The 19,421-nt window shown below is 73.2% G+C and carries 13 protein-coding genes and 1 pseudogene; 4 read left to right on the forward strand and 10 right to left on the reverse strand.

The features are described 5' to 3' along the window. Positions 1-6: 6 nt before the first annotated feature. Positions 7-702 (reverse strand): HAD family hydrolase, encoded by a 696-nt coding sequence (locus tag ACPU2J_RS03075; RefSeq protein ID WP_361606841.1) that lies wholly within the window; start codon positions 700-702, stop codon positions 7-9. 26 nt (positions 703-728) lie between these two features. Continuing rightward, positions 729-2,135, reverse strand: coding sequence for a L,D-transpeptidase (locus ACPU2J_RS03080; protein ID WP_423832690.1), 1,407 nt, complete (start codon positions 2,133-2,135; stop codon positions 729-731). Between the two features lie 264 nt (positions 2,136-2,399). Between ACPU2J_RS03080 and ACPU2J_RS03085 the strand changes: the two genes are divergently transcribed. Then, on the forward strand, positions 2,400-2,894 hold the full coding sequence (locus ACPU2J_RS03085; RefSeq protein WP_420081834.1) for a GNAT family N-acetyltransferase: 495 nt from the start codon (positions 2,400-2,402) through the stop codon (positions 2,892-2,894). An 86-nt stretch (positions 2,895-2,980) separates the two neighbouring features. Then, positions 2,981-3,997: an NAD-dependent epimerase/dehydratase family protein gene (locus ACPU2J_RS03090; RefSeq protein WP_423832691.1), complete on the forward strand. Its 1,017-nt coding sequence runs from the start codon at positions 2,981-2,983 to the stop codon at positions 3,995-3,997. A gap of 665 nt (positions 3,998-4,662) precedes the next feature. Here ACPU2J_RS03090 and ACPU2J_RS03095 read toward each other — a convergent pair. Both ACPU2J_RS03095 and ACPU2J_RS03100 read right to left on the reverse strand, forming a co-directional pair. Beyond that, positions 4,663-6,687 (reverse strand): prolyl oligopeptidase family serine peptidase, encoded by a 2,025-nt coding sequence (locus tag ACPU2J_RS03095; protein WP_423832692.1) that lies wholly within the window; start codon positions 6,685-6,687, stop codon positions 4,663-4,665. 76 nt (positions 6,688-6,763) lie between these two features. After that, positions 6,764-7,828, reverse strand: coding sequence for an AI-2E family transporter (locus ACPU2J_RS03100; protein ID WP_420081831.1), 1,065 nt, complete (start codon positions 7,826-7,828; stop codon positions 6,764-6,766). Positions 7,829-8,010: 182 nt separating this feature from the next. On the opposite strand from ACPU2J_RS03100, the gene ACPU2J_RS03105 reads away from it, so the two are divergent. After that, entirely contained in the window at positions 8,011-9,315 is a 1,305-nt protein-coding gene (locus ACPU2J_RS03105; RefSeq protein WP_361602628.1) for an MFS transporter, read from the forward strand. A gap of 28 nt (positions 9,316-9,343) precedes the next feature. Here the strand turns inward: ACPU2J_RS03105 and ACPU2J_RS03110 are convergent, their stop codons facing one another. The 4 genes and pseudogenes from ACPU2J_RS03110 to ACPU2J_RS03125 form a co-directional block, all read right to left on the reverse strand. Then, positions 9,344-9,517 (reverse strand): hypothetical protein, encoded by a 174-nt coding sequence (locus ACPU2J_RS03110; protein ID WP_361602631.1) that lies wholly within the window; start codon positions 9,515-9,517, stop codon positions 9,344-9,346. Positions 9,518-9,653: 136 nt separating this feature from the next. Beyond that, complete coding sequence (locus tag ACPU2J_RS03115; protein ID WP_420081830.1) at positions 9,654-10,883, reverse strand: MFS transporter; 1,230 nt, start codon at positions 10,881-10,883, stop codon at positions 9,654-9,656. Positions 10,884-10,945: 62 nt separating this feature from the next. Further along, positions 10,946-11,794, reverse strand: a pseudogene (locus ACPU2J_RS03120) (alpha/beta fold hydrolase); the annotation flags it as partial. Between the two features lie 97 nt (positions 11,795-11,891). Beyond that, entirely contained in the window at positions 11,892-12,851 is a 960-nt protein-coding gene (locus ACPU2J_RS03125) for an aldo/keto reductase (RefSeq protein WP_420081829.1), read from the reverse strand. A gap of 82 nt (positions 12,852-12,933) precedes the next feature. On the opposite strand from ACPU2J_RS03125, the gene ACPU2J_RS03130 reads away from it, so the two are divergent. Beyond that, positions 12,934-13,899 (forward strand): endonuclease/exonuclease/phosphatase family protein, encoded by a 966-nt coding sequence (locus ACPU2J_RS03130; protein ID WP_423832693.1) that lies wholly within the window; start codon positions 12,934-12,936, stop codon positions 13,897-13,899. Here ACPU2J_RS03130 and ACPU2J_RS03135 read toward each other — a convergent pair. After that, complete coding sequence (locus tag ACPU2J_RS03135; protein ID WP_420081827.1) at positions 13,883-15,388, reverse strand: hypothetical protein; 1,506 nt, start codon at positions 15,386-15,388, stop codon at positions 13,883-13,885. The genes ACPU2J_RS03130 and ACPU2J_RS03135 overlap by 17 nt on opposite strands. Next, positions 15,381-19,151 carry a bifunctional glycosyltransferase/CDP-glycerol:glycerophosphate glycerophosphotransferase gene (locus ACPU2J_RS03140; RefSeq protein ID WP_420082512.1) on the reverse strand — a complete coding sequence of 1,257 codons (3,771 nt, stop codon included), beginning with the start codon at positions 19,149-19,151 and terminating at the stop codon, positions 15,381-15,383. The genes ACPU2J_RS03135 and ACPU2J_RS03140 overlap by 8 nt, the downstream gene beginning before the upstream one ends. Positions 19,152-19,421: the final 270 nt, after the last annotated feature.

A 19,421-nucleotide genomic window follows, 5' to 3' on the forward strand; every position in this document is an offset into this window, starting at 1 on the left:
CTGTGGCTACTCGGGGAGCAGGTTCAGGAGGGGGGTCAGGGCGGTCGGGCGGTGGGTGACCGGGAGGTGGTCGACGAAGTGGACGGGGCAGCCCAGCTCGCGGGCCGCGCCGTCCGCGGTGCGGTCGTCGCCGACCATCAGCACCTCGGCCGGCGGCAGGCCCAGCCGGTCGCAGGCGGCGCGGAACATCCGCGGGTCGGGCTTCTGCGTGCCCAGCTCGAAGGACAGCACGTACGCGTCCACCAGCTCGTCCAGTCCGTGCGCGCGGAAGACCGGCCGCAGGTCCCAGCCGATGTTGCTCACGACGGCCACCGGTACGCCCCGCCGGCGCAGGGCGCGCAGTGTCGGCCCGGTGTCCGGGTACGGCTGCCAGGCCTCGGGGCTCATGTGGCGCTCGTACAGCGGCTGCACCAGGCCGGGCGCGGGCAGGCCCGCCGCCTCGGCCAGGCCCCCGTAGGCGGCGCGGTGGAGGGCCGCGCTCACGTCGCGCTCGGCCCACGCGGCCGCCAGGTGTGGGGGCACCCGCACCGGCGCGGGCCCGCCCGGGAGGGCTCCGTACTCCGTGAGGCGCCGCACCGCGTCCGCGAACTCGGCGTCGGACAGCCGCACTCCGGTCCGTTCCAGGGTGGCCCGGAGCCACTCCTCGGTCGACTCGATGCGCAGCAGCGTGCCGGAGAAGTCGAACATCACTCCCTTGATCATGAGTTGATCGTAGGACAGGGCGGGGCTCAGGTGGTGGGGTGCAGCCGGGTCGGGGTGAGCGGGGTCTGCGCGGGTGCGGTGTCGACGTCCGTCAGGGCGCTGCCGGCCAGCCAGGACCGCCAGTCCACGTTCCAGTCGCCGAAGCCGTTGTCGAAGGGGGCCATCGGCTCCCCGCCGCTGTTGACCACCTCCACGATGTCGCCCTCGCGGACCGTGTCGAAGAACCAGGCGGCGTTCTCGGTGCTCATGCCCGTGCAGCCGTGGCTGACGTTCTCCTCGCCCTGCGCCTCGACCGACCAGGGCGCCGCGTGGATGTACTCGCCGCTCCACGTCACGCGGGTCGCGTAGGAGACGGGCAGGTCGTAGAACTCCTTGGTGCCGCGCGCGATGCCGACGCTGTCCCCGCGCATGCGGACCTTCTGCTCCTTGCGCAGCACGACCTTGATGCCGCTGCGGGTGCGGAAGCCTGCCTTGCCGGTGGTGACGGGAATGGTCCTGATCACCCGGCCGTTGCGGCGTACGGTCATCCGGTGCGTGGCGGAGTCGGTGACGGCCTCGATCCGGTCCCCGATGGTGAAGCGCAGGTCCTCGGAGGGGCCGCCGTATCCGTGCTCGCCGAACTCGACGCCGTCCAGGCCGCTGCGCACGCGGACCCGGGTGTGGGCGGGCCAGTAGGTGCGCGGCCGGAAGTGCAGGGTCGACGCGTCGACCCAGTGCCAGGCGCCCTCGACGTGGGGCTCGGAGGACACCTCCAGCGCCTGTTCCAGCCGGGCCCGGGCGACCGGGTCGGCGGCGGGCACCGGCCGGCTCAGCTCGGCCGTCACGATCTCCCCCGCGCCGTAGGTGCCGGGACCGGGCCCGAACTCGACGGTGAGCCGGCCCCCGTCGGCGGGCGGCGTGGTCCGGAAGGCCATGGTCACGCCGACCGGCGTGCCGGCCGCGTCCTGGGCGCCGACCTGCACCGTGTAGGTCTCCCCGGCCCGCAGCGGCTCGCTGTTGGCCCAGCGTTCGCCGTCGGCGCCGAGGGCTCCGGCCAGCCGGCGGCCGCGCCCGTCCTGGACGGTGACGTCGGTGATCCGGCCCGGCTGCGCGAGGGCGATCTCCAGCGGGCCGCCGGGGTCGGTGGGCGGTTCGCCGGCCCGCGCGGGATGCGCCGTGCGGTCGAGCGTGGGCTCCCGGAGTACGGAGCCCGCGCCGCCCGCGGTGGCCCGTACGCGCCGCTCCTGCCAGCCGCTGCACAGTCCGGGGCGGAACACCCGGGCCGCGCAGGGCCCCGACGCCGCGGCGGGGCCTTCGTCCAGGACCCGCCCCACCAGCAGGGTGACCGCCGCCTCCCGCGGCCGGTCGGTGGCGGTCGGGTCCGCGCTGTCCCCTCCGGGCGCCCGGCCCGGGGCTGCGGCGACGACCAGCATGGTCCCCGTCACCGCAGCCACGGCGCCCCACGCCGTGGTCGGTCGTGTCCGTCGCATTCGTGGCATAGCCGTATCAAACCGATGGAGGGCCAACCCGATGATCATGCACTCGGCCCTGCGTCCGAACGGGCACCGGAAGAGAACTCGTACGGAGCACTCCGCCGACGCCGACGCCGACGCCCGCAGCGCGGAATCCCGGGTGCCGCCCCGGGGCCGGGCAAGCACAATGCCCGCATGCCCATACGACCCGTACGACCCATACGGCCTGTACGACCCATACGGCCCGTGCGCCAGGACGAACTGACGGCCCTCCAGGACATCGAGAGAGCCGCCGGGCTCTGCTTCCGGGAGGTCGGGATGCCGGAGATCGCCGACGACGAGCCGCCCACGACGGCCGAGCTCGCCGCCCACCGGGCCGCGGGGCTGGCCTGGACCGCGGTCGACGCCGCCGACACCCCGGTCGCCTACCTCCTCGCCGAACGCGTCGAGGAAGGCAGCCTCCACGTCGAGCAGGTGTCCGTCCACCCGGACCACGCCCGCCGGGGCATCGGCCGGTCCCTGCTGGAACACCTCGCGCGGTACGCCGTGGGCGAAGGGGCGGCCGCGCTGACGCTGACCACGTTCGCCGAGGTGCCGTGGAACGCCCCCTACTACACGCGCTGCGGCTTCCGCCTCGTGGAGGAGCACGAGCTCACCCCCGGCCTGCGGAGGATCCGCGCGCGCGAGGCGGCCCACGGTCTGGACCGGTGGCCGCGGGTCTGCATGCGGCGCGACCTCTGAACCGGCGCCGGAACCCTCCGCGCCGGGCTCCTTCGCCGAGCGCGAAGGGGGTCCCGGGCGCCGCCGGGATGTGCTGGGGTGGCGGTATGGATCTTCTGATACTGGGCGGGACGGCATGGCTGGGCCGTGAGATCACCCGGCAGGCCCTGCGCCGCGGGCACGACGTGACCTGTCTGGCGCGCGGCGAGAGCGGCGAAGTCGCCGCAGGGGCACGGCTGGTGGCGGCCGACCGGGGCGAGTCGTCCGCCTACGCGGACCTGCTCGGCCGGGACTGGGACGCCGTGGTGGAGGTGTCCTGGCAGCCGGACTTCGTGCTGGACGCGCTCACGCGGCTCGCCGACCGGGCCCGGCACTGGACGTACGTCTCCTCCATCAGCGCCTACGCCGACCACGGCACGGTCGGGGCCGACGAGTCGGCGCCGCTGCTGGCCCCGGCCGCCACCGGCCGGGTGGAACGGGAGGAGTACGGCGAGGCCAAGGTGGCCTGTGAGGCGGCGTCGCGCGCGGCCGTGGGTGACCGGCTCGTGATCGCCCGGCCCGGCCTGATCGCCGGTCCCGGCGACGGGAGCGGACGGTCGGGGTACTGGGTGGCCCGCGCCGCACGGCCGGCCGGGCAGCCGATGCTGGTGCCGCACTCTCCCGGTCTCCCCACGCAGGCCGTGGACGTGCGCGATCTCGCGGGCTGGCTGCTGGACCTGGCCGGGGAGGGCACGACCGGCACCTACAACGCGGTCGGCCCGGTCGTGCCCTTCGGCACGTGGGTGGAGCTGTCGCGGCGCGCGGCCGGGCACACCGGAGCGGTGGCGGAGGCGGACCCGCAGTGGCTGCTGGACCGGGGCGTCGGGCAGTTCATGGGGCCCGAGTCGATGGCCATGTGGATGGCGGACCCGCAGTGGGCCGGTTTCTGCGCCCGCAGCGGTGCCGCCGCACACGCGGCGGGACTGCGGCACCGGCCGCGCGCGGAGATGCTGGCGGACCTGCTGGAGTGGGAGCGGGCCCAGGGCCTGGACCGCCCGCGGCGGGCCGGCCTGAGCGCCGCCCGCGAGCGCGAACTCCTCGCCGAGCTGGACGGCTCGGCTCCCGCGGGAGGCCCGCTCGGCTGAACGGCCCCGCCCGCCCCGCGGCCGCGCACCGCGCCGGGTCAGCGCCGCGGCCTGGTGGCGAAGACGGCCCCCGACCCGCAGGGTCCACTCGAAGGCGTCACCCGGGTCGTGCTCCAGCAGCGCCCGGCACAGCGCGGCCTCGAAGGCGTCCGCGCGCGCACCGAGCACGGCGGGGCACGAGTACGGGAACGAGAGCTGGAGCCCGGCCAGTTGTTCCGCGGTGCAGCGGATCGGCTGCTCCCAGACGTGGGTCTCGACGTGGGAGAACGCCGACTTCGCGAGCAGATCGCCCAGCGTCTCCCAGTACTCCGCGGGGGGGCTCGCCGGGCGGCGCGCCGGGGCCGAGAAACCGCTCGCGCACCTCGTCGACCACGGCCCGCCAGGGTGGTTCCGGTTCTCCGGGCCGGTCCAGCGGGGGTGACGGTCGCGATCCCGGCCCGGTGCCCGAGGAGCGGGTCCAGGTCGTCCAGCACGCGGGTGCGGTCCATCAGGTGGAAGGCGCTGCCGATGACGCACAGGTCGATCCGGGGCAGACACAGCCGCCCGATGGCGGCGTCGTCACCGGTCAGCCAGGTGATGTCCGTCCGGGGGCGGGCGGGGAGTGTGCGCTCCCCCGCGCCGCTCCCCCGCCCGCCCCCGCCCGCCCCCGGTCCGCCTGCCCCCGGTCAGGCCGGCGGGGTCAGGCGCTCCCAGAGGAAGGTGTGGACGAGCGCCTCGTTGAAGGCGGTCTGGCGGTGGTCGGTGGCCCCCGCGTGGCCGCCTCCGAGGTGTTCGTGGAAGAGCACCGGGTGCCCGAACTCCCGCAGCCGCGCGGCCATCTTGCGGGCGTGGCCGGGGTGGACCCGGTCGTCGCGGGTGGAGGTGAGCAGCAGCAGCGGCGGGTACGCGGGCCCGTCGGCCGCGACCTGGTGGTACGGGGAGATCCGCTCCAGGTGGGGCCGGTCGGCGGGGTCGTCCGGGTCCCCGTACTCGGCGATCCAGCTGGCTCCGGCGAGCAGCTTGTGGAAGCGGAGCATGTCCAGGAGGGGCACGTGGGCGACGACCGCCCCGAAGAGCTCCGGTTCGCGGGTGAGCATGGCCCCCATGAGCAGGCCGCCGTTGCTGCCGCCCTCGATGCCCAGTTGGGCCGGGGTGGTGATGTCGCGGGCGATCAGGTCGCGGGCGACGGCGGCGAAGTCCTCGTAGGCGCGGACCCGGTCCGCACCGAGCGCCGCCCGGTGCCAGGCCGGACCGTACTCCCGCCCGCCCCGGATGCCGGCGACCACGTAGGTGCCGCCGCGGGCGAGCCAGGCCCGGCCGGTGACCGCGCTGTACTGCGGGACCATGGAGACCTCGAAGCCGCCGTACCCGTAGAGCAGGGTGGGGCCGGGGCCGGGGCGGTCCTCGGGGCCGACGACGAAGTACGGCACGCGGGTGCCGTCCGCGGAGGTCGCGAAGTGCTGCCGCACACAGAGGCCGGCGGTGTCGAAGAGTGCCGGGCCCTGCTTGACGCGCTCGGTGCCGGATTCCCCGGCCGTGCCCCGGTGGAGGGTGGAGGGCTGGAGGAAGCCGGTGACGAGGTGGAAGTACTCGTCGCCCACGTCCGGGTCGGTGCAGGTGACGGAGGCGGTGGAGAGGGGCGGCACGCCCGGCAGCGGGGCGCGGCTCCAGCCGTCCGGGCCGGGGGTGAGCAGCTCCATCGCGGAGGAGACGTCCGCGCGGGTGCCGAGGATCAGGTGGTGGCGGGTCCAGCTGTATCCGGCGAGCGCGGTGCGCTCGTCCGGGGTGAACAGCACCTCGGCCCGGCGCTCCCCCGCGAGGAAGGGGTCGAGCTCGAAGGCGAGGAGGCTGCCCGCGGGGTGGCCGAGCCACGGCGACTTGACGCTGACGGTCAGCCATTCGCGGTGCACGGACGCGGAGGCGTCCTCCGGTACGTCGATCCTGACGGGCGGGGCGGCCGGGTCCTCGGGCAGGAGGAAGAGCTCCTGGTTCCAGAAGTCGATCTGCCGGTGGACGAAGTCGCGGGCGAAGCCGGGGGTGTCGTCGTGCCATGCGGAGGCGGACAGGTCCGACGGCCGGCCCTCGTAGACGAGCTCGGCGTCCTGCGGCGGGGTGCCGCGCCGCCAGCGGCGGACCTGGAGCGGGTAGCCGGAGGAGGACATCGAGCCGGGGCCGAAGTCCGTCCCGAGCCAGACGCTGTCGTCGTCGATCCAGCCGATCCGGGTCTTGGCCTCGGGGAGGGTGAACCCGTCCTCGACGAACTCCAGGGTCGTCAGGTCGAACTCGCGCACCACGCAGGCGTCCGCGCCGTCCCGGGACAGCAGCACCAGGGCGCGGCGGTGTTCGGGGGCCAGGACGCGGCTGCCCGCCCAGGCCCACTTCTCGTCCTCCGCCCCGGCGAGCGCGTCGAGGTCGAGGAGCACCTCCCAGCGGGGCCGTTCGGTGCGGTACTCCTCCAGGGTGGTCCGCCGCCACAGTCCGCGGACGTGGTCGGCGTCCTGCCAGAAGTTGTAGAGGTGGCCGCCGCGGCGGATGACGTAGGGGATCCGGCCGTCGTCGTCCAGGACCTCGCGCATCTCCTGTTCGAGCACCTTGAACCCGGGCGCACCGGTCAGCGCGTCCACGGTCTCGGCGTTGCGCTCCCGGACCCAGGCGAGGGCGGCCTCGCCGGATACGTCTTCCAGCCACAGGTAGGGGTCTGCTTCGCTCATCAGGCGATTGTGCAGGAAACGGCGGGCCGCCGTGCGGCCCGCCTGTGGGTGGGCGGGCAGGCAGGTGGCCGGCCGGTCAGTCGCCGGACATGAGGCGGGATCCGAGGCGGGCCTCGCGCAGGGCCGAGTGGACCGACCAGGTCACGGAGACCAGCGGTACGGCGACCACGGCCCCGACCACCCCGGCGGCGATGGCCCCCGCGACGACCGAGATCGCCACGACGAGGGGGTGGAGCCGGACGGCGCGGCTCATCACCAGGGGGTGCAGGAGGTGACCCTCGATCTGGCCGATGACCACGATCAGCGCGACCACCACGGCCGCGACGAGCGGACCCTTGGCGGCCAGCGCCACGACGGCGGCGATCGCGAGGGCGACGGGTGATCCGATGAGGGGGACGAAGGCCGCGAAGAACTCCAGCAGGGCCAGCGGCACGGCGAGCGGGACGCCGAGGAGCCACAGGGCGAGGCCGACGAGGACGGCGTTCGTCGCCGCGACCACCACGATGCCGTGGGTGTAGGCGGTGAAGGTGCGCCAGGCCGCGCGGCCGGCGATCGCCACCCGGTCGCGGGCCGATTCCGGCAGCTGGGCGCAGAACCAGGTCCACTGCCGGTCCCCGCCGTGCAGGAAGAGGACGGAGCAGAAGACGGCGAGGGCCAGGACGGTCAGGACGTGCACCAGCCGGTCGGCTCCGCTGACGGCCTGGCTGAGCAGGGTGGAGCGGTGGGTGGACAGGTACTCGGCGGCTTTGGCCTGCACGTCGGACAGGGCGCGCGGGCTCAGCCGGAAGGGCGGCTGTTCCAGCCATCGCTCGATGCTGACGAGCCCTTCCCGGAACTCCCTGACCAGGGTCGTGCTCTCCCCCGCGACGGCCTCGCCGACCAGGGTCAGCACGCCCAGCAGCAGCACCGTGCTGCCGAGCAGGCAGAGAGTGACGGCGAGCGGGCGGGGCACGGCGCGGGCGAGGCCCCGGGTCGGCGTCCAGAGCAGAGCGGTGACGACCAGCCCGAGGAAGACGGCCACGGCGATCTCGTGGAAACGGCCGAGCACGGCGAAGACCACGTACACGGCGGCCCCGACGACGAGCAGGCGCCAGGCGTACGACGCGGCCGTGCGGAGCAGGGGTGACACGGGCTGCGGCATGGTCCATGGGTGCCACGGCGGGGCCGGGATGCCACGCGCGGCGGCGTGGGTTCGCCCGTCCGGGGCGGGCGTACGGGCCGTCCGCTGCAGCCGCCCGGCCCCGGTGCTCCGCCGCGGGCGGGCCCTCCTCACGCCGAAAACCGTTTGCCGGAGCAAGCGGGCGGCGCCGACGATGGCCTGTCGTGAGCACTTCCCGATGGACCGCCGTCCTGCCCGACCTCGCCCCGTGGCGGTCCAGCCGTGATTTCCGGCTGCTGTTCTACCAGGGGACGGTCACCTACTTCGGCTCCTTCATGGCGATGATCGCGCTGCCGCTGCAGATCAAGCACCTGACGGACTCGCCGCTGGCGGTCGGGGCGATGGGGGCCGTGGAGCTGGTTCCGCTGGTGGTCTGCGGGCTGTACGGGGGCGCCCTCGCCGACGCCGTGGACCGGCGGCGGATGATCCTGCTGACCGAGGCGGGGCTCGGGGTCCTGGCGGTGGTGCTGCTGGTGAACGCGCTGCTGCCGGATCCGCTGCTGTGGCCGCTGTACGTGGTCGCGGCCGGCGTGTCGGCCCTGGCCGGGCTCCAGCGTCCGGCGCTGGACTCGCTGATGGCGCGGATCGTGCCGCACGACCAGCTGAGCGCGGCCGCCGCGCTGAACGGGCTCCGTTACCAGTTCGGCGCGATCGCGGGTCCGTCGGTGGCGGGGCTGGTCGTCGCGTACGCCGGTTCCGCTTCCGCGTACGCGGTCACGGTCGTGGGCTTCGCCGTCTCGGTGGTCCTGTGCCTGCGACTCAGCCCGGCGCCGCCGGTCGAGAACGCCGAACGGCCGTCGCTGCGCGGCATCGCGGAGGGGGCGCGGTACGCGTGGAGCAGGCCGGTGCTGCTGGGGACGTACGCGGTGGACCTGGCGGCGATGTTCTTCGCCTTCCCGAACACGATCTTCCCCTTCCTCGCGGACGAGCTCGACGCGACCTGGGCACTGGGCCTGATGTACGCGGCGGGCGCCGTGGGATCCCTGCTGCTGGGGCTGACCAGCGGCTGGGTGTCGCGGGTGCGCCGGCACGGGCTGCTGGTGGTCCTCGGTGCCACGGCGTGGGGGCTGGCGATCGTGGCGGCCGGGGTGGTGCCGGGGATCTGGCTGGTGCTGGTGTGCCTCGCGGTGGCGGGTGCGGGCGACATGCTGAGCGGGCTCGGCCGCGCCACCATCTGGAACCAGACCATCCCCGAGGAACTGCGGGGCCGGCTGGCGGGCATCGAGGTGCTGTCGTACAGCGTCGGTCCGCAGCTCGGCCAGGTGCGGGCGGGCACGATGGCGGGCTGGACCGGGACCCGGACGGCCGTCTGGAGCGGCGGTCTGGCCTGCGTGGCCTCGGTGGCGGTGCTGGCTGCGCTGCTGCCGAAGCTGATCTCGTACGACGCGGACACCGACGAGGACGCCCTGCGCAGGCGGGCCGCCCGCGAGGCGGACCGGGTGGGCACGCAGGCCCCGGCCGGCGGGTAGCGGGGAGGGCGGGGGCGGGCCGGGGGGCTCAGCCCTCCTTCTCGGCGAGGATGCGGTCGGCCGCGTAGTGCGGGCAGTTGCGGGCGTGCCAGGTCACCGAGAGGAATCCGGATCCGGCCCGGAGCGTCCGCCCCGCGCCGTCGGCGGCGGTGGCCTTGCAGAAGGGGCACAGCACGGTTTTCGGGCGCAGTGGATCGAACATGCCCTGTCCTTCCCGCAGCTTTCTCACACCGGACCAGTCCAGAACTATCAAATCCGGCGCCATTCGGCCGCAGTACCCGCAAGTACGGATGACGGTGGGACGGAACCGGCCGGAAACCGGCCGGTCCGGCGGGCGTTCACCCCTCGCGCCGGGGCAGCAGCAGCGGCGTGAACAGCATCAGCAGACCGGCGGCGCCGATCGCCGCCCGCGGCCCGGTGAGGCCGGCCAGCAGACCCCACAGCGCGGTCAGGGCGGCGACGGCGGTCTTGCCGCTGACCGACCAGGCGGCCAGGGTGCGCGCGGTACGGTCGGCCGGGACCTGTTCGAGGCGGTGGGTGGCGAAGACCGGATTGAACACGCCCGTGCAGGTGATCAGGGCGAACTCGACGACGATGACGAGCAGCAGCCCTCCGGCACCGGGCCCGACGAGGACCAGCCCGAGCGACCAGCAGGCGCGCAGCGTCCCGGCGGTGCGCAAAACCCGGTGCCGTCCGAACCGGGTGACGAGCGGACGGGCCAGCCGGGCGCCCAGGATGCCGCCGAGGCAGGGCAGGCCGAAGGCGAGGCCGTACTGCCACGGCGCGAACCCGAGGTCGCCGAGCATGAGGACGGCGAGCAGCGGTGCGGTGGCCATGATCAGGGCGTTGACCAGGACGGTGTTGAAGAACAGGGGGCGCAGGGCCGGGTGGGTCAGGATGTACCGCCAGCCTTCGAGCAGCTCGCCACGCCGGAGCCGGCCGCTGCCGCCGCTCCGTCCGCTCTCTCCGCCCCCTCCGCTCCGGCCGGTCCGGGCCGGCGGCGGGGGCTCGCCGCCGCCGATCGCGCGCAGGCCCGCCGCCGAGAGCAGGTGGCTGACGGCGTCGGCGGCCAGGGTGACCACGGGGCCGAACAGCCCGATCGCGGCCGTGCCGAGGGGCGGTCCGAGCACGGTGGCAGTCCAGTTCGTGGACTCGAAGCGCCCGTTCGCGACGAGCAGGTCCTCCGCCGGTACGAGCGACGTGAGGTAGGCGCCGGCGGCCGCGCCGAACGCGATGCCCGCAGCGCTGACGACGACGGACACCACCACGAGCTGGGCCAGCCCGAGCACGCCGAGGACGTACGCGACGGGGATGCTGGCGAGCGCCGCGCACCGGGTCAGGTCCATCGCGATCATCACGGGGCGTTTGCGGCGGAACTCCACCCAGGGCCCGAGCGGGACGGCGGCCGCGGTGCCGACGGCGAGCCCGGTCGCCGTGAGCAGCGACACCTCGGCGGGGCCCGCGTGCAGGACGAGGATCGCAACGAGGGCGAACGCGTCGAAGGCGAGCCAGGTGCCGAAGGCGTTGACCGCGTAGGCCGCCCACAGCCATCCGAACCGGCGGCCCACCGTAGTCCTCCCCGATCCCGAAGCGGTGCGCGGGGCCCTGGGGAGGCCCCGTCGCCACGTCCGAGGCTACCGGCCGTCCGGTCGGGGTGGGCGGCCCAGGCGGCGAAGTCCGGGAAGCGGTCCGCGGCGCCCTGCGACATGTTCGCCAGCCAGCCCCGGGCGACCCGCGCCGGGTCGGGGTCGCCGACGCTGTCGAGGACCCAACGGTCGGTGCGCCACGGGTACTTCTGCGCGTACACGACTCCCACGTACGCCCCGTACGAGGTCCCCCAGGCGGAGATCCTGCGCTCGCCGAGGGCCTCGCGCAGCCGGTCGAGGTCGCGGACCTGGTTGGCGGTGGTGAAGCTCGCCAGCACGGGCCCGCCGTTGCGGGCGCAGGCCTCGGCCGTGCGCCGGGAGGGGGCGGTGTTCTCCGTGACGTCCCCGTCGGGGCCGGGCCACGACCGCAGGCTGGTCAGGCGGCGGTCCTCGGGGGCGAGGGCGCAGCTCGCGGTGGTGCTGCCGCCCACGCCGCGCGGATCGAACGCGACGAGGTCGTAGGCCCCGCCCAGTTCGCGCTGGAGGGCGGCGCCCTTCTGGGTCAGGCGCTGCACCCCGGAGCCGCCGGGGCCTCCGGGCAGGACGACGAGGGTGCCGCGCCGGGCCGCGTGGCGGTCGGTGCGGATCCGGGAGACGGCCACGTGGATCTGCGGACCGCGGGGGTCGGCGTGGTCGAGGGGGACGGGGAGCAGGGCGCACTCCTGGGCGGCGGGGCCGCCCTCCTTGGCGCAGGGCTTCCAGTCGAGGCGGGCGGCGGGTGCCGCGGTGCGGTCCGCGGCCGGGGCGGCGACGGCTGCCGGGGTGGCGGCGACGGCTGCCACCGAGGCGGTGGCGAGGGCCAGGAGCAGGGTCTTCTTCGGGTAAGTGGTCATGGCGCAAGCCTCGTTGACCGCTCGTACGGGTCCCACCCGGCGGGCCGGTCGGCCCGCGGTGAGGGTAACCCCCGCACCGCGGGACCGGTTCGCCGGCTCAGGGCAGCGGTACCCCGCGGGCGGTGACCCACAGCTCGTACCACTCCTCGTGGGTGAGGTCGGGCTCGCGCAGGACCGCGTCCCGGCAGGCGTGGATGCGCTCGGGCCGGGCGGTGCCGATGACCGGCGCGATGCCGGCGGGGTGCCGCATCAGCCACCACAGCAGCACGGTCTCGGGCGTGGTGTCCTTGTGCCGGGCCAGCTCGGCCAGCAGCTGCGCGGTGGCGTGCTCGGCGGGGGTCTGCTGGCGGCCGGTGAACCGGCCCTGTGCCAGCGAGCCCCAGGCCTGGAGGCGGATCCCGTGGTCGCGGCAGTGCTCCAGCGTCCCGAAGGGGAAGCCGTTGCGGGCGGAGTCGGGGGTGTTCAGCAGGACCCCGGCCTCGACCCAGTCGCGGCTGTGCAGGCTCATCTCCAGCTGGTTGGCGACGAGCGGCACGTCCAGCCGGGCCTGGAGGTGGGCGATCTGCGCGGCGCCCATGTTGGACACGCCGAAGGCCCTGACGAGGCCCTGCCGGTGGAGGGAGTGCAGGGCCTGCGCGACGGCGTCCGGGTCGGCCAGGGGGTCGGGGCGGTGCAGGAGGAGCACGTCGAGCACGTCGGTCCGCAGCCGGGTCAGGCTCTCCTCCACCCGCCGGGTGATGGTCCCGGCGCGCAGGTCGTACATCCCGGGACGGTCCTCGCCGCCGAGCCGGATCCCGCACTTGCTCTGGAGGGTGATCCGTTCGCGAAGGCCGGGGGTGCGCGCGAGGACCTCGCCGAACACGGCCTCGGACTTGCCGTGGCGGTAGATGTCGGCGTGGTCGAAGGCCGTGATCCCGCTGTCGAGGGCGGCCCGGACGGCCGCTTCGGCGGCGTCGATGTCCTGCGGGCCGTAGGGGTCCGGGTCCCAGCTCCCGCCGAGGCCCATGCATCCGTACAGCACCCGGTCGTCGTGCGCGCGCGCAGCTTCGTTCGTCACCGGGCCACCCTATGCGGTGGCTCCCGGCGCTCAGCAGGGGCCCGATTGGGCTCCTGACCGGCGCATACCCAATGATGTCCGCATGCAGAGACACGAGGGGACCGGGCGGGCGGCGCCGCTGCGCCGGCGGATCGGCGGCGCCGCGGCCGTGCTGGGCCTGCTGGCGTCGGCGGCGTGCACCTCTCCGCAGGCGCCGGCCTCGGTGGCCGGCGCGGGCGGCGGGAAGCCGGACGAGGTCTCCGTGGCGACGTGGAACATGTGCGGGGTGCAGCAGTGGAGCTGCGAGGGGACGGGCAGCCCGAAGGAGAAGTTCCAGCAGGTGCGCGACCTGGTCGGGAAATCGGCGGTGCGCGTCCTGCTGCTGCAGGAGGTGTGTTCGGAGGACCTGAAGTCCGCGGCGCTGCGGCTGGGTCCGGAGTGGCACTCCCTCTTCGAGCCGTACGCCGTCGTGGACGCCTCGGGCGGCCGCAGCGACGTCGACTGCACCGGCGAGGGCAACGGGCGCGCCGGGTACGGCCTGCTGGCGGCGTCCCCGTTCACCGACGCGGAGGTGATCCCGTCGGAGCAGCCGACGGTGGGGCTGCACCGCGGGATCCTGTGCGCGCGCGTCCAGGCCCAGGGGCTGCGGGTGTGCAGCGCGCACCTGTCCCTGCGGGAGAGCGACGACGCGCACCCGGACTGGGACTTCCGCGACGACCAGCTGGGCTCGCTGCTCGCCGCGGCCTCGACGGACGGCAGGACCGTCTTCGGCGGGGACTTCAACTCCCCGCCGCCCACGGGCGACCGCAACAAGTCCGCCTGGATCTGGCCGTCCGAGGCCTACACGGACTACCACGAGTGCGACCAGAAGGGCAGCTCGCGCAAGGGGCGCGCCACCCACCGGGACGGCACGAAGATCGACTACCTGTTCACGGCCCTGCCGCGGGCCGGGTGCGAGGTGGTGGAGACCGAGGTCTCCGACCACTTCGCGCTGGTGATGCGGGTGGCCCGGCCGGCCGCGGAGACCGCGTCCCCCGGCCCGCAGCCCGAGGTCAGTACCTCGGGCTGAAGTAGCCGCCCTGGGCGGGTGCGGAGTAGGTGTTCACCAGGCTGAAGGGGACGGCCGCCCACGGGGACGCGTTCCCGGCGGCGTCGACGGCTATGGCCTCGACGAAGTGGTCGCCCTCGTTCCACGCCCAGCCGGGCTCCCAGGTCCAGCTCCCGTCCGGCCTGACCTCGCACGTGCCCAGGCTCGCCCCGCCCTCGTGGAAGTCCACCCGGACGGCTCCGGGAGCGTAGCCCGCGAAGCCCACTGCGGGTCCGGGGACCTGCTGGTGGGCGGACGGGGCCGTCACGGACAGGACCAGGCGCTGCGTCGGCGGGGGCGGCGGCGGGGGTGCCTGCTCGTACTCGGGCAGGGGCGGTGTGGCGTTCTCCACGGCTGTGAAGACCAACTCGGTCCGCTCGGTCTGGTAGTTGTTGGCGTCCGCGGCGAAGAGCCTCACAACGTGCCGGCCCTTGGGCCAGGGGTTGGTGCGCTCCCAGACCCAGGTGCCGTCCGCCGCGACGGGCGCGGACCCCTTGTGCTTGCCGTCCTCCCAGAAGCTGACCCGTACGGCGCCCGCGGCGGTGCCCGCGAAGCGGACCTGGTTGGCCGGCAGCCGCTCTTCCGGCGCGGGGGTCAGCACCACGGGGCGGGGGAAGGTGTCGCCCTGCACCAGGGAGGTCTGGGTGAGGTAGGCCTCGATGGCCGACTTGTCCCGCTCCGGCTCCTCGTAGCCGTTGCGGACCATGCCGATGCGGGGCGTGATGCCGTCGACGAGGAGGTTCAGGAGCCCCATCAGGGTGGGGAGGTTGCGCAGGGTGACTTTCCCGTGGTCGGTGATGAGGGGAGAGTCGTTGTAGACGAAGTTGAAGTTCTCATGGCCCTGGAAGAGGCCGACGTACGGCTCGACCTGGCGCGCGTACTGCTCGTCCTGGGGCGAGGTGATCAGGTAGATGTTCGCCGAGCGGTTGGCGCCGCTGTGCACCAGGTCGGGAAGGACCGAGTCGAGGACGCGCACGTTGTGCTCCGTGGCCTCGCCCATCATCACGCGGACCGCCTCGGGGTTGCCCTCCTTGACGCGGGTGCCGATCTGGAACTGGGGCACGCTGGCCACGATGTTACGGAAGCCGTACTTCAGCCCGAAGAACAGGGCGGCGCTGCCGCCCTTCGAGCTGCCGAACATGGTCACCTGTTCCGGCGAGAGGCCCAGCGCGTTCATGACGCGCGAGATGAGCCCGGCGACGGACTGCTCCAGGGAGAAGTCCATCCCCTTGCACAGGTAGTAGGTGTTCGCGCCGTCGAACAGGTCGCGGACCCACAGGATGTTGGCCCGGAGCAGGTCGAGCTTGCCGTTCAGCCAGCCGTACTCCGCGGGCGCGTAGCGGTTCGCGAAGACGACGACGAGGTGGCGGTTGCCGTTCCTCGCGTGGGAGAACTTGTACTCGATCGGGACCGCTCCGGACGCGTCCACGCCGGTGAAGACGCGACGGGTGCTCTGGGCTGTCTTAGACATGCTCGGAATCCATTCTTCTCACCGGCTGGCGCGGCACCTGGCCGAGGGTGCCGCCGTTCCACGGTCCTGCCTGCCCCGCGACGGGGCCGCCGCGGCCGGCCCCGCGGGTGTCGACCGTACCCACGGCCGGGGCCTGCGCCCGGGCCGGGTCGAGGTCCCCGCCGGCGATCAGGATCCGGTCGGCCAGCCGGGCGGAAGCGTAGCCGTCGTCGAGGTCGCAGAACTCCTGCTGGAACCAGCGGTACCGGGCGGCGTAACCCTGCTGGATGCGGTCGATGTTGCGGATCGCGCCGATCAGCTCCGGGGAGCTGAACACGAGCGGGCCCGGGGCGGACTGCTCGAAGTCGAAGTAGAAGCCGCGCAGTGTGTCCCGGTAGTGGTCCAGGTCGTAGGTGAAGAACAGGATCGGCCGCCCGGTGTTGACGAAGTCGAACATCAGGGAGGAGTAGTCCGTGATCATCACGTCGGCGATGAGGGAGAGGTCCGCCATGTCCGGGTAGTCGGACACGTCGAAGACGAATCCGTCGCCGGCGCCGGGCACCGGGTCCACCACGTTGGGGTGGCGGCGCACCAGGAGGACGTGGTCGCTGCCGAGCCGGGCGCGGGCGTCGTCGAGGTCGATGCGGAAGTCGAGCTTGTACTTGCCCGGGGCGTAGAACTGGTCGTCGCGCCAGGTCGGCGCGTACATGATGACCTTCCTGCCCGGCGGCAGGCCGATGCGGCGGCGCACCTCCGCCGCCCGGTGGGCGGAGTCGGCACGGCGCAGGACGTCGTTGCGCGGGTATCCGCTCTCGACCATCTCGCCGGGGAACTGGAAGGCGCGCTTGAGGATCGGGGTGCTGAAGCTGTTCGGGGACACCAGCATGTCCCAGTTCTGCACCTCCTTCTCCACGCGTTCGAGGTACCGCTTGTCGGCGAAGTGCACGGCCTCGATGTCGTGGCCGATGCGCTTGAGCGGGGTGCCGTGCCAGGTCTGCACGACGACCTGGCCCTCGCGCTTCTCGAACCAGTCGGGGAGGTGGTTGTTGGCGACGACGTACTGCGCCCGCGCCATCGCCTCGTACCAGTCGGGCGACCACATGCGCACGGGGCGCGCGGTGGGCGGGACGTCCACCTGGTCGTCGCGGACCACCCACAGGTGCTCGAGGTCGAGACCGCGGCGGACCATCTCCTCGTGCAGAGCGCGCGGGCTGTCGGAGTACTGGGTGCCCTTGAAGGCGTCGAAGAGCACCGCCCGCATCACGGGCTTGCGGCGGGCCTCCGGGTAGCTCTTGGTGCGGAGCAGCTTCTGCCGGTACGGGCCGCGGGCCTCGTCGGGCATGGCCGAGTGCACCAGGAGCGAGAGGCGGTCGTACGCCTCCGACTGGAGCTCGTAGCGGCGCTCGTTGCTGGTCATGTCGCGCGGCAGGGTGGGGATGAGCTCCTGCGTCATCTTGATCATGAGGTCGGGGGAGCGGTTCTCCGGTGTGACGGCGGAGGGGTCGTGCCGGCGCAGGAAGAAGTCCCAGCGGCCGGAGGCGAGCGGAATTGCTCCGGCCAGGGTGCGCATCGCGGCGGGGGTGACGACGAAGCGGAACTCGTCTCCGCGCCAGACGACCGGGACGACGCGCTCCGCGCCGTGGGCGCGGGAACGCACGACGACGTGCGCCGCGGCGAACTGGGCGGTGTCGAGCATGTCCTGCGCCGCGTAGTCGACGACGACCTCGAGGGAGCCGTCCTCGCGCCAGGTGGCCGTCTTGGCCAGCGGGAGGGTGTCGCGCTCGAACAGCACCACGTAGCCGGAGCCGTTGCGGTGCACGAAGACCTCGCGGTCGCCGCCGTCGGTCTGCAACCCGCCCGGCACCCGGTAGTGGCCGTCGGTGGCGTCCTCGGCCATGACGGGGTAGATGGGCGCCTTGCGGCCCTCGACGTGGAAGGTGGTCTTCCAGCCGTTCGCCCCGGTGTTCCACGTCTCGGGGACCCCGTCGGAGGAGTTGGTGCGGTGGCCCGGGACGAGGGCCTTGATCGGGATGCGGGTGACGAAGGTGTACCAGCCCTCGCCGCCGGGCTGGAAGTTGACCCACGCGTCGTGGCGGCCGGCGCCGTTCATGCTGGTGACCCGGAACTTGCCCCACTCGGGGAGCTTGGGACCCAGGTAGACGCCGCGGAGTTCGAGGTTGTCGCCGACCATCCGGTGCTGGGTGATCCGGCACCGGACGATCTCGACGCGGAGCTTGAGCTTGCCCTGGAGGAAGAGCGGCACCACACGGGTGTTCTTGTCCACGTACTGGTAGGGCGGGTTGGCGGCGCTGCCGGCCCCGCCGCGGACCAGGCCCTTGTAGCGGAAGAGCCCGCGGCTGAGGACGCCGGCGGCGACGTCCCAGGTGCCCTCGGTCCACTCGCCCTTGCGCTTGAGGCGGGAGGTGTCGAAGCGGACCTGGAAGCCCGACCAGTCGTAGCAGTAACGGGCCTGCTGGGAGTACTCGGTGGCCTGCGGGTAGTAGGTGGACTTCGCCTTGGCGACGACGACCCGGCCCTGCTTCTTGTTGCGCAGCGCGATGGCCTTCATCGACATGTGCCGCTTGTGCACGTTGATGAAGCGGACGTAGGCGGAGCCTTCGAGGGTCAGGTGGTGGCCGTCGTCCCACTCGGCCCGCGACAGGGAGCCGTGCAGGGACAGTTCCTTGTCCAGCCGGTAGGCGCTGCGGTCCAGGCCGACCGAACGGTCGCCGAGGTAGGGGTAGTTGAGGTAGCGGTGGAAGCGTCGCTGCACGGGCAGCGGGCCGCCCTTGCGTTCGAACTCGACGACGTCCAGCAGCTCCTTGAGCCGTCCTTCGCGCACCAGCAGCCACTTCACCCGGGCGTCGGCGGGCAGTTCGCCGATGATGTCGGGGTCGGCCTCGTCGAGGAAGTCGTTCGCCCACTGCATGAAGGCCTCGCGGTACTCCTCGTCCGCGTCCGGGAGCACCTTCAGGTGCAGCATCAGGTCGGACTTGAGGCAGGCGAGGTCGTACTTGCGCTTGTGGTCGGAGTAGGACCTCGCGCGGTGGCCGGCGAGGAAGCGGCTGACCGACTGCACCGCGGAGACGCGGTCCTGGAGGTTGCTGAACTCGGTGTGGCGCTGGGTGATGGAGGGCGCGGCGCCGCCCTCGCGCCGGCGCCAGAAGTAGACGATGTCGGTGAGGATGTCGACCTTGGCCGCCCGGAAGTGGGCGAACATGTTGACCCAGGAGTCCTCGTACATGACGCCTTCGGGGAAGGCGATGTAGTGGTAGTCCCAGAAGGACCGGCGGAATACCTTGTTCCAGACGGTGCGGTCGTAGATGAGGTCGGGCACCTTGGTGATGTGCGTGCCGCGCTTGGCGGCCCGCATGGGCGCCTTGTGCAGGGGCGACTGCCACCGCTTGGTGGAGTTCATCATCTGGACGTTGCCGGAGACGAAGTCGGAGCCGGATCCCTCCAGCGTCCGCACGAGCAACTCGTAGGCGTACTCGGGGATGACGTCGTCACCGTCCACGAACGCGAGGAACTCGGCCTGGGGGTGAGCGGCACGGATGCCGACGTTGCGGGCGTGGCCCGGGCCCATGGACTCCTGCCGGATGAGGCGGAACCTCGGGTCCCGGCGGGCGAAGTCCGAGGCTATCGCCGTGGAGGAGTCGGTGGAGCCGTCGTCGACCATGATCACTTCGAGGTCGCGGAACGTCTGCCTGGCTATCGACTCCAGACACTCCTGGAGATAGATCTCGACGTCCATGAAGGGCACGACGACGCTCAGGCGGGGCATACCTGCCACTCAGCAAACTCCTTGGTAGACACACTTCCCAGGGCGCGCAGGGAGCGGGCACGGCATGCCGCCAGACCCGCCCCTGAATCCGGTCACCACCGCTCCCCGCATTTCCGACCCGCCCCGTGACCCCCACCGCACACTTATGCGAACCTCACAGGGTGTCCGCAGCGTAGGCCAACTCTTGAACGGCGAGCAACTATTCACAAGCTCGCAAGCACCTCGAACCTTCACATACGCGAAGGTGCGATGGCAGCGGAACCGCACGGA

It is taken from the genome of Streptomyces manipurensis (assembly GCF_049570255.1).
In the GTDB taxonomy this organism is placed as follows: domain Bacteria; phylum Actinomycetota; class Actinomycetes; order Streptomycetales; family Streptomycetaceae; genus Streptomyces; species Streptomyces manipurensis.

What these genes read in the sequence shown, in the direction of transcription:
- ACPU2J_RS03075 (WP_361606841.1), bottom strand. Translation starts at nt 702, where the DNA reads ATGATCAAGGGAGTGATGTTCGACTTCTCCGGCACGCTGCTGCGCATC.
- ACPU2J_RS03090 (WP_423832691.1), top strand. Translation starts at nt 2,981, where the DNA reads ATGGATCTTCTGATACTGGGCGGGACGGCATGGCTGGGCCGTGAGATC.
- ACPU2J_RS03095 (WP_423832692.1), bottom strand. Translation starts at nt 6,687, where the DNA reads ATGAGCGAAGCAGACCCCTACCTGTGGCTGGAAGACGTATCCGGCGAG.
- ACPU2J_RS03100 (WP_420081831.1), bottom strand. Translation starts at nt 7,828, where the DNA reads ATGCCGCAGCCCGTGTCACCCCTGCTCCGCACGGCCGCGTCGTACGCC.
- ACPU2J_RS03110 (WP_361602631.1), bottom strand. Translation starts at nt 9,517, where the DNA reads ATGTTCGATCCACTGCGCCCGAAAACCGTGCTGTGCCCCTTCTGCAAG.
- ACPU2J_RS03130 (WP_423832693.1), top strand. Translation starts at nt 12,934, where the DNA reads ATGCAGAGACACGAGGGGACCGGGCGGGCGGCGCCGCTGCGCCGGCGG.
- ACPU2J_RS03135 (WP_420081827.1), bottom strand. Translation starts at nt 15,388, where the DNA reads ATGTCTAAGACAGCCCAGAGCACCCGTCGCGTCTTCACCGGCGTGGAC.
- ACPU2J_RS03140 (WP_420082512.1), bottom strand. Translation starts at nt 19,151, where the DNA reads ATGCCCCGCCTGAGCGTCGTCGTGCCCTTCATGGACGTCGAGATCTAT.